Source organism: Vibrio sp. 10N.222.46.A1 (assembly GCF_041473595.1).
Classification (GTDB): Bacteria; Pseudomonadota; Gammaproteobacteria; order Enterobacterales; family Vibrionaceae; genus Vibrio; species Vibrio tasmaniensis_A.
In genome coordinates this window covers 1-8228 of sequence record NZ_JBFRSN010000625.1, presented here as the reverse complement: position 1 = coordinate 8228, position 8228 = coordinate 1, and the positions used below count along the sequence as shown (strand labels likewise).

Annotated in this window: 3 protein-coding genes; 2 read left to right on the top strand and 1 reads right to left on the bottom strand. The window is 46.2% G+C overall.

Annotation, left to right across the window (positions count from 1 at the left end; all coding sequences use genetic code 11):
* Positions 1–21 precede the first annotated feature (21 nt).
* On the bottom strand, positions 22–2730 hold the full coding sequence (malT, locus tag AB4496_RS17210) for an HTH-type transcriptional regulator MalT (protein WP_029223176.1): 2709 nt from the start codon (positions 2728–2730) through the stop codon (positions 22–24).
* 566 nt (positions 2731–3296) lie between these two features.
* Between malT and AB4496_RS17205 the strand changes: the two genes are divergently transcribed.
* Both AB4496_RS17205 and malQ read left to right on the top strand, forming a co-directional pair.
* Positions 3297–5750 (top strand): glycogen/starch/alpha-glucan phosphorylase, encoded by a 2454-nt coding sequence (locus AB4496_RS17205; RefSeq protein ID WP_009845842.1) that lies wholly within the window; start codon positions 3297–3299, stop codon positions 5748–5750.
* 176 nt (positions 5751–5926) lie between these two features.
* A complete protein-coding gene (gene malQ / locus AB4496_RS17200; RefSeq protein ID WP_102258065.1) occupies positions 5927–8107 on the top strand; it encodes a 4-alpha-glucanotransferase in 2181 nt (726 codons plus the stop codon).
* Positions 8108–8228 lie beyond the last annotated feature (121 nt).

The window sequence follows — 8228 nt, the reverse complement described above, 5'->3', positions numbered from 1 at the left end:
CTCGAATTAATCTCGAATCGTTTAGTACCCCATCAACTGCAGTAAATTCTCCGCTGTGCTGATCGCTTCTTTGCGGTTAGCAATGTTTAGTTTTTGGTAAAGGTTACGGATGTGAGTCTTGATGGTGGTACCTGCTACATCGAGTTCTTGAGCTATCTGCTCGTTACTGAATCCTGAATAGATCAAACCAAGTACTTGCCATTCACGCTGGGTGAGTGGGCTCGTGCGCACAAGTTCAGGAATGTTTGGGTGATTGACTAAGTTTTCAACAAAGTCTTCATCAAAGTGAACCGAGCGGCTGCGTTGGGTGGTCGAGATATCTTTCATGATCTGTTGAGCGCGATGGCGTTCTAAGTCACCTAAGCCAGGCTTGTTACTCAACTTATCCAAGATATGTCCGATAGTCCCGCCGTCTACTAAGAAGTTGCCGACCATACCGGTTTGGTTAGTCATATGAAGCGCTTCTTCAAGTAGCACGCGTGCGCTGTCTTCATCGTTAATTTGTGTACGTAACACGGCTTCAACGATCAAGTTTCGGTTGGTGTCTGTAATCAGATGTGAACGCTGAGCTTCACTCTTAAGGAAAGTCAGCGCTTCTTCCGCTTCTTCATACTGCTCAAGAATGATGTGAGCGCGAACGATGTTTCTCCATTGCAGTTGGCAGAAGTGGTTGCTTGCCGATTCAGGTCGAACAGCCACATTCAACCAATCACGTATCGCCTCTTTATTGCCTTTTACTTGCCAAAAAAGAATCAAAGAAAGAGAAGCGTTCGCCGTCCAGTCCACGTGGTAAGTCGATTGACGCAATAGGTGCTGAATTTGGTCGATAAACTTAGATGCTTTATCAATTTCACCGCGACTCAGTGAAATACGAGCCAGCATTGAATAGCTGTGAAGGTGCTTACTTGGCGAATGGTGACCAAGGATATCCAAGCCTTTGTAACAGCACTCTTCCGCTTCATCTAATCGGTTCCAACACCAGAATATTTGAGCTCTAACACGCAGTAAGAATTCATGCAGAGGCACGTATTTTAGCTGGTGTTCTTCGATCAATTTGAACGCACTGTCTTGCAGCTCGAATGCCGCTTGAACGTAACCCTGTGCAATTAAGATCTCGCTCTGTTGTAGAATCGCCCAAAGCGCTTGGTGGTAAACTTGGTACTGGCGTGCAAGTTTTTCTGTTTGCTGCATCATTGGCAGTGCACGGCTCAAGTTGCCCATTACGTGATTGACTTCACCAACAACAGACGTGGCGACAATTCGGCTACGATAAACGGTGGTGTTCAGCTGACTTAGCGAAAGCTCTGCCAATTCCAAGGCTTTTTCAGGTTCATTACTGTTGATCGCAACTTGCGCGCGTAGGGCGTTGTATTGCCCTTGCTGTTGAGTGTCGAGTTCAATATTTCGAGCTTGATATTGTGTTTCAGCCTCTTCCAATAATGTCCCTACTTGTTCGTAGCGGTGCTGACTTTGTGCTAGCCAAGCTCGTAACATGGACAGTTTAGGGTCGCTGTAAAGTTGATCCGTAGTCAGTTGCTTGATCGCCATCTCTAACGAGGAAAGTTCGCCTTGGTTGAACATCGGCCAGCCGTGGTCTGTCAGTATTTGAATGATCAGCTCTGGGTCTTCAGCGCGCTGTGCATGGCGCAGTGCTTGGTGTGGTGTGTCTTGTTTAATCCACGCCTTCGCGGCACTTCGGTGCAATTCTGCTTCTTGTTGAGGGATTCGAGCTTGACGCTCATGTGCCAAAAATTCACCAAACAGGTTATGGAAACGATACCAGTTCTTTTCGCCTTCAAGCGGGTAGATGAATAAACCGAATCGATTTAATGATTCGATCATACCCAGTGCGTCTTCACGTTGTGTTAGCGCACAAACCAGTTCGTCGTTGAAGTGGTCAAGCACTGAACACTGCATCAAGAACTGTCGAGTTTCTTTGTCTAACAGGTCGAAAACCTCTTCAACCAAGTAGTCCCAAAGATGGGCTTGATTAAAGTGGGAGAAGGACTCAGCAGACTGCGCAAGCGTACGTTTTTGATGTTGGGCTTGCAGCGCAATAAGTTGAAGTGCAGAAGGCCAACCCTCTACATAGGTACAAATACTGTCTGCCGTTGTGTCATCAATACCATCGGCAACACGCTGATTAAAAAAGCGCGTCGTCTCTTCGGTATCAAAAGCCAGCGAGTCATTACCTAATTCGATCATTAAGTCTCGAACGCGCAGGTTTGCCGTACCTAGGGGTGGTGTACCCCGACTGGTTACAACCAGCGTAAGATTGTCGGGCATGTGTTTGAGGAAAAAGCGCATTGCTTCTTGAATGTCATCATTGTTGACTAAATGGTAGTCGTCTAAAACAAGAAAACATTCATGATGATAGTCCGACATCTCGGCGAATACTTCGCTCAATAAAGAATGCAGCGATGAAAACTGTCGTTTCTCTGCCAGTTTTTGGGCATTGGGACAGGAGTTTTGAGTCGCTTTATTGAGTGATTGGAGTAGGTAGTTGATAAAACGGAAGGCATCGTTGTCACTATCATCGATGCTGTACCAACCCACATTCGGCTTATCTAATAGCCACTGTGCAGCCATAGTGGTCTTGCCATAGCCCGCAGGAGAGCGGAACAATACAAGCTTATAGCAATCTGCGTTCTGGAGCAGATCGAGAACCCTAGGTCGTAGGATTGCATTATGTAAGCGGCCGGGACGAGTCAGTTTCGAAGGGATCCACATGTCGAAGTTTTTCACCTATTCCGTGGCCTATGTTCTGGGGATTCTAAAACCGTAAAAGAGTTGCCCAATCACATCTGCCTAATTACTTAAGTCTGTGCTTATGTTACGTGAAGAAAAATGGCACCGACTATGATTCTCCTCAGAAACCTTGCGGTCTTGCATGTTTTTAGCTTTCTACGCCCTTAATTTGTGACTTTGCTCACATTACGTGGTGGTTTGTGAATGTGACTTTGTTCGGTCTTACACTGAGATTTATGTAAAAGATGAGATATGGAAAATAATTTCGTGATCTCAAACTCAGATTTGCTAATCAGTTTATTCCGGTTAAATAAAACTCACATCAATTAACGTTAAGTTATCGAACGGGAGCTTGTGATCTTAGTCACTCCAACTTTTTGTTCGAAGTTAGAACATGAGAGTCAGATCACTAACCTTACATCGGTACGCCCCCTACGCCCTCTCATCTACTCCTAGTTAGTCGTATTAACGGGAGGATGTTTAGTTAATGGTGACCATGCACGATATGTCACAGATGAATTAGAACTATTAAAAGCGAGATTTCTGAAATGAAACCAACTCAGCAAAAAACTTTCGATAAAGTGTCGTTCCAAGAAAGCGTTAAAAAGCATTTATCTGCAACTTACGCAACAACGATTGAAAACGCAGATAGCCGCGCATGGTACCTAGCAATGGGGCGTGCGCTAGCAGAATTGACAACATTTGATCTGCTAGAAACTGAAAATGATGAAAAAATCAAAAACGCGAAGAGCGTTAACTACCTTTCATTAGAGTTTTTGATTGGTCGTCTAACAGGTAACAACCTGATCAGCATGGGTCTGTACGAACAGATTACTCATGCAATGGAAGAGCTAGGCCAAAACCTAACTGACCTTCTAGAAGAAGAACGCGACCCATCGCTAGGTAATGGTGGTCTTGGTCGTCTTGCTGCTTGTTTTATGGATTCTTGTGCTGCACAAGAGTACCCAACAGTAGGCTACGGTCTTCACTACGAATACGGCCTATTCAAACAGTCTTTCCAAGATGGTCGTCAACAAGAAGCACCAGACGCATGGCGTGGTGTTGAAGGTTACCCATGGGAAGTCGCTCGTCCAGAGCTAGCACAACACATTGGTTTTTACGGTCATGTAGAAGTTGAATTCATCGACGGTAAAGAAGTTCGTACTTGGGTTCCAGGTATGGAAGTAAAAGCAATGCCTTGGGATCTACCAATCGTAGGTTACGAGTCAAACACGGTTTACCCATTGCGTCTTTGGGAATGTCAGGCAATTGCACCATTCTCACTAGCAAGCTTTAACAACGGTGATTACTTCGAAGCGCAACACTCGCTAATCGATGCAGGTAACATCACTAAAGTACTTTACCCGAACGACAACCACGAGAAAGGTAAGACACTGCGTCTAATGCAGCAGTACTTCCACTCAGCAGCGTCAGTTCGCGATATTCTACGCCGCCACGAAGCCGCAGGTTTCTCTCTAGAAGATCTGCCTAAGCAAGAAACGATTCAGCTGAACGACACGCACCCAACGATTGCGATTCCTGAGCTAATGCGCATCTTGATCGACGAGAAAGGTCTATCTTGGGATCAAGCATGGGAAATCAGTGCACATACGTTCGCGTACACGAACCACACACTACTTCCAGAAGCACTAGAGACTTGGTCTGAATCGCTGATCAACCGTCTTCTTCCACGTCACATGGAAATCATTTTTGAAATCAACCACCGCTTCATGCAAGAAGTTCGCAAGATGTGGCCTGGTGACGGTGAGAAACAAGCGAAGCTTTCTATCATCCAAGAAGGTTTCCACCGCATGGTTCGCATGGCAAACCTATGTGTGATTGGTTCTTACAAAGTAAACGGTGTAGCCGCACTTCACTCTCAACTGGTTAAGAAAGACTTGTTCCCAGAGTTCAACGAAATCTTCCCAGGTAAACTGACTAACGTAACGAACGGCATCACGCCACGTCGTTGGTTGAAGTTCTGTAACCCAGGTCTATCTAATCTAATCACAGGTAAGATTGGCTCTGAGTGGCCAGCAAAACTTGAGCAGCTAGAAGGCATCGCTAAGTTTGCAACAGACGCGAAATTCCAAAAAGAATTTATGGCTGTTAAGAAAGAAAACAAACAGCGTCTTGCGGATTGGGTTCAAGAGAACATGGGTATCGAGCTAGATACTAACGCTATCTTTGACGTTCAAATTAAGCGTCTGCACGAATACAAGCGTCAGCACCTAGATTTGCTACACATTCTGTCTCTGTACCACCGTATTCTTAACGAACCTGGTTTCGAGTGTGAGCCACGCGTATGTTTCTTCGCAGCGAAAGCAGCACCGGGTTACCACCTAGCAAAAGAAATCATCTTCGCGGTTAACAAGATTGCAGAGAAGATCAACAACGATCCTCGCATCGGTAACAAGCTTAAAGTGGTATTCATCCCTGACTACCGTGTAAGCATGGCTGAAATCATCATCCCTGCAGCAGACGTTTCTCAGCAAATCTCATTAGCTGGTAAAGAAGCTTCAGGTACGGGCAACATGAAGATGGCTCTAAACGGCGCTCTAACTATCGGTACGATGGATGGTGCAAACGTTGAGATTCGTGAAGAAGTTGGTGATGAAAACATCTACATCTTCGGCCTAGAAGTTGACGGTGTTGTTGCACTGAAAGCTCAGGGTTACAACCCATACGATTACTACAATGCAGACCCACTATTGAAAGCATCTCTAGATCTACTGACTGGCGATGAGTTCACTCCAGGTCAACCCGGTCTTCTACGTGCAACGTTTGATAGCCTACTAGACGGTGGTGACCCTTACCTATGTCTTGCTGACTTCGCATCTTATGTGAAAGCGCACGAAGACATGGGTACGCAATACAAAGACCAAGCTGGTTGGGCTAAGAAAGCGATTCTTAACACGGCATTGGTTGGTAAGTTCACATCAGACCGCTCAATTCGCGACTACGTGAACAACATTTGGAAACTTGAAGCGGTTAACCGTTAATAGTTGCAAAGTAGCCAAGGCAGTTTTTGCCTTGGCTCAATTAGCTTGTGAGCAAATAGACGGCTTATTCAGATAGCAATGCTTACAAACTGATTGTCACAAGCTAATTGATTAGTAAAAATTAAATAGACAACCCTACAAAAATTGAAAGCGTCAGAACGTTTTCGGAGAGAGCGATGAAAGAACAGACCGTATTAAAACAAGTCGCAGAAATGGCAAATATTGCTGATAGTTACGTTAGTGCGTGGGGCGATGAAGCACAAGTATCAGAAGAGACGATTACGTCTCTATTGGCTTCATTGGGCTACGATACAAGCAGCGATGATGCACTGCTTAAATCTGCAGAAAGAAAGCACAGAAAAGATGTATTAGACCCGGTTCTTGTCTTGCGTGACGGTGAGCCAGTAGAAGTGACACTCAATCTGGGTGTGAGTGCTCGTGAAAGTGAGTTCAGCTGGCGCTTAGAAACCGAGCAAGGAGAGGTACTTGAAGGCTATCTTCAATCTCAAGTCGTTCGTGACGAGCGTGCCGAGGGTGGCCCTTTAGTGTTTGCATTGCCAAGTGATTTGGCATGGGGTTATCACAAGCTCATTGTGAGTCGTAAGCGCCGTAAGAAACCTTACGAGATGACGTTGATTATTACGCCCAAAGCATGCTTCAAGCAGTCACCCATTGAGCAAGGCAAAAAGCTTTGGGGACCAAGTGTTCAACTGTACACGCTAAGAACTCAGCACAACTGGGGTATTGGTGATTTCGGTGACCTAAAACAGCTTGTTTCGGATATCGCGTCTCGCGGTGGTGACTTTGTTGGTCTAAACCCAATTCACTCACTGTTCCCTGCAAACCCGGAAGGTGCGAGCCCATACAGCCCGTCTTCACGTCGTTGGTTGAACGTCTTATACATTGATGTGAGTTCAGTTCCTGAGTTCGCATTAAGCGCGGAAGCGCAACAAACGGTAGGCAGCGCCGAGTTCCAGCAGCGCCTACAGAAAGCTCGTGAAGCGCACTGGGTGAATTACACTGAAGTGTCTGAGCTGAAGATGAGCATCTTACCTCTGCTATTCGCAGAATTTAAGACTCGTCATCTAGACAAAAACAGCGACCGCGCACAAGCGTTCTTAGCGTTCGTTGAAGAGGGCGGTGAAAGCCTGATGCATCAAGCGGCGTTTGATGCTCTGCACGGTGAACTGCATGCTGAAGATTCAGGTATGTGGGGCTGGCCTGTATTCCCAGAGAAATTCCGTACATTTGAAAGCCCTGCGACCCAGAAATACATCAAAGATAACCTAGATCAAGTGCATCTCTACATGTACCTACAATGGTTAGCCGATTGCCAAATCAACGATGCACAGTCTCTTGCTGAAGAGAAAGGCATGGCGGTTGGCCTTTACCGTGATTTAGCGGTAGGCGTTGCAGATTCTGGCAGCGAGACATGGGCTGATGAAGGCAACCTAGTGATGGATGCGAGCATTGGTGCTCCACCGGATATTCTTGGTCCTTTGGGTCAGAATTGGGGTCTACCACCACTAAACCCAGAAGTGCTTCAAGTAACCAGCTACGACGCTTACATCAAACTACTTCGTGCCAACATGAAGCACTGTGGTGCATTGCGTATTGACCATGTTTTAGGTCTGCTGCGTTTGTGGTGGATTCCAAAGGGTGAGAACGCAACGAAAGGTGCGTACATCTACTACCCAGTGCAAGACATGCTGTCTATTCTGGCGCTTGAATCTCACCGTTACCAATGCAGCGTTATCGGTGAAGACTTAGGGACGGTACCGGATGAAATCGTAGACATCCTTGCTGATGCTGGCGTGCATTCTTACAAAGTATTCTTCTTCGAAACATCAGAAAATGACGGTGGTTTTATTTCTCCTAAGCACTACGCGTCACAATCGATGGCGGCACTGTGTACTCACGATATGCCAACGCTTCGCGGCTTCTGGCACTGTGATGACTTGAAAATGGGTCAAGAGATTGGTTTATACCCAGACGCACAACAGCTAGAAACTTTGTTCGATAACCGCTTGGAGTGCAAGCAAGGTATCTTAGACTCAGTGGCATGGCACGGCTTCCTACCTGAAGGTGTGGGGCGCGATGCAAGTCAAGTGCCGATGGATTCTTATCTTGCTGAAGCGCTTCAGTTGCACGTTGCGGCTGGTGGCTCAACACTCCTGAGTGTTCAGTTGGAAGATTGGCTAGAGATGGATAAGCCCGTTAACATCCCTGGTACGGTCGATGAGTACCCTAACTGGCGTCGTAAACTATCAATGAACTTGGACGAAATCTTCGCTCATGAAGGCGTGAATCGTATCGCCTCTAAGCTAACTGACGTACGAGAAAAAGCAGCTAAGTAATGGAGTCGAGTGGCTTGAAAAGAGGTGGTTTTTTGCTTACGCCGTACGAAACTACAACCTCGGTCACTCAATATTGAATGCTCATCTGGTAGAATAAACCGTCGTTATATTGCCCGCACTA

Bases quoted from the DNA above. Each gene is read 5' to 3' on its own strand.
- malT (WP_029223176.1), bottom strand. From the start codon at position 2,730: ATGTGGATCCCTTCGAAACTGACTCGTCCCGGCCGCTTACATAATGCA.
- AB4496_RS17205 (WP_009845842.1), top strand. From the start codon at position 3,297: ATGAAACCAACTCAGCAAAAAACTTTCGATAAAGTGTCGTTCCAAGAA.
- malQ (WP_102258065.1), top strand. From the start codon at position 5,927: ATGAAAGAACAGACCGTATTAAAACAAGTCGCAGAAATGGCAAATATT.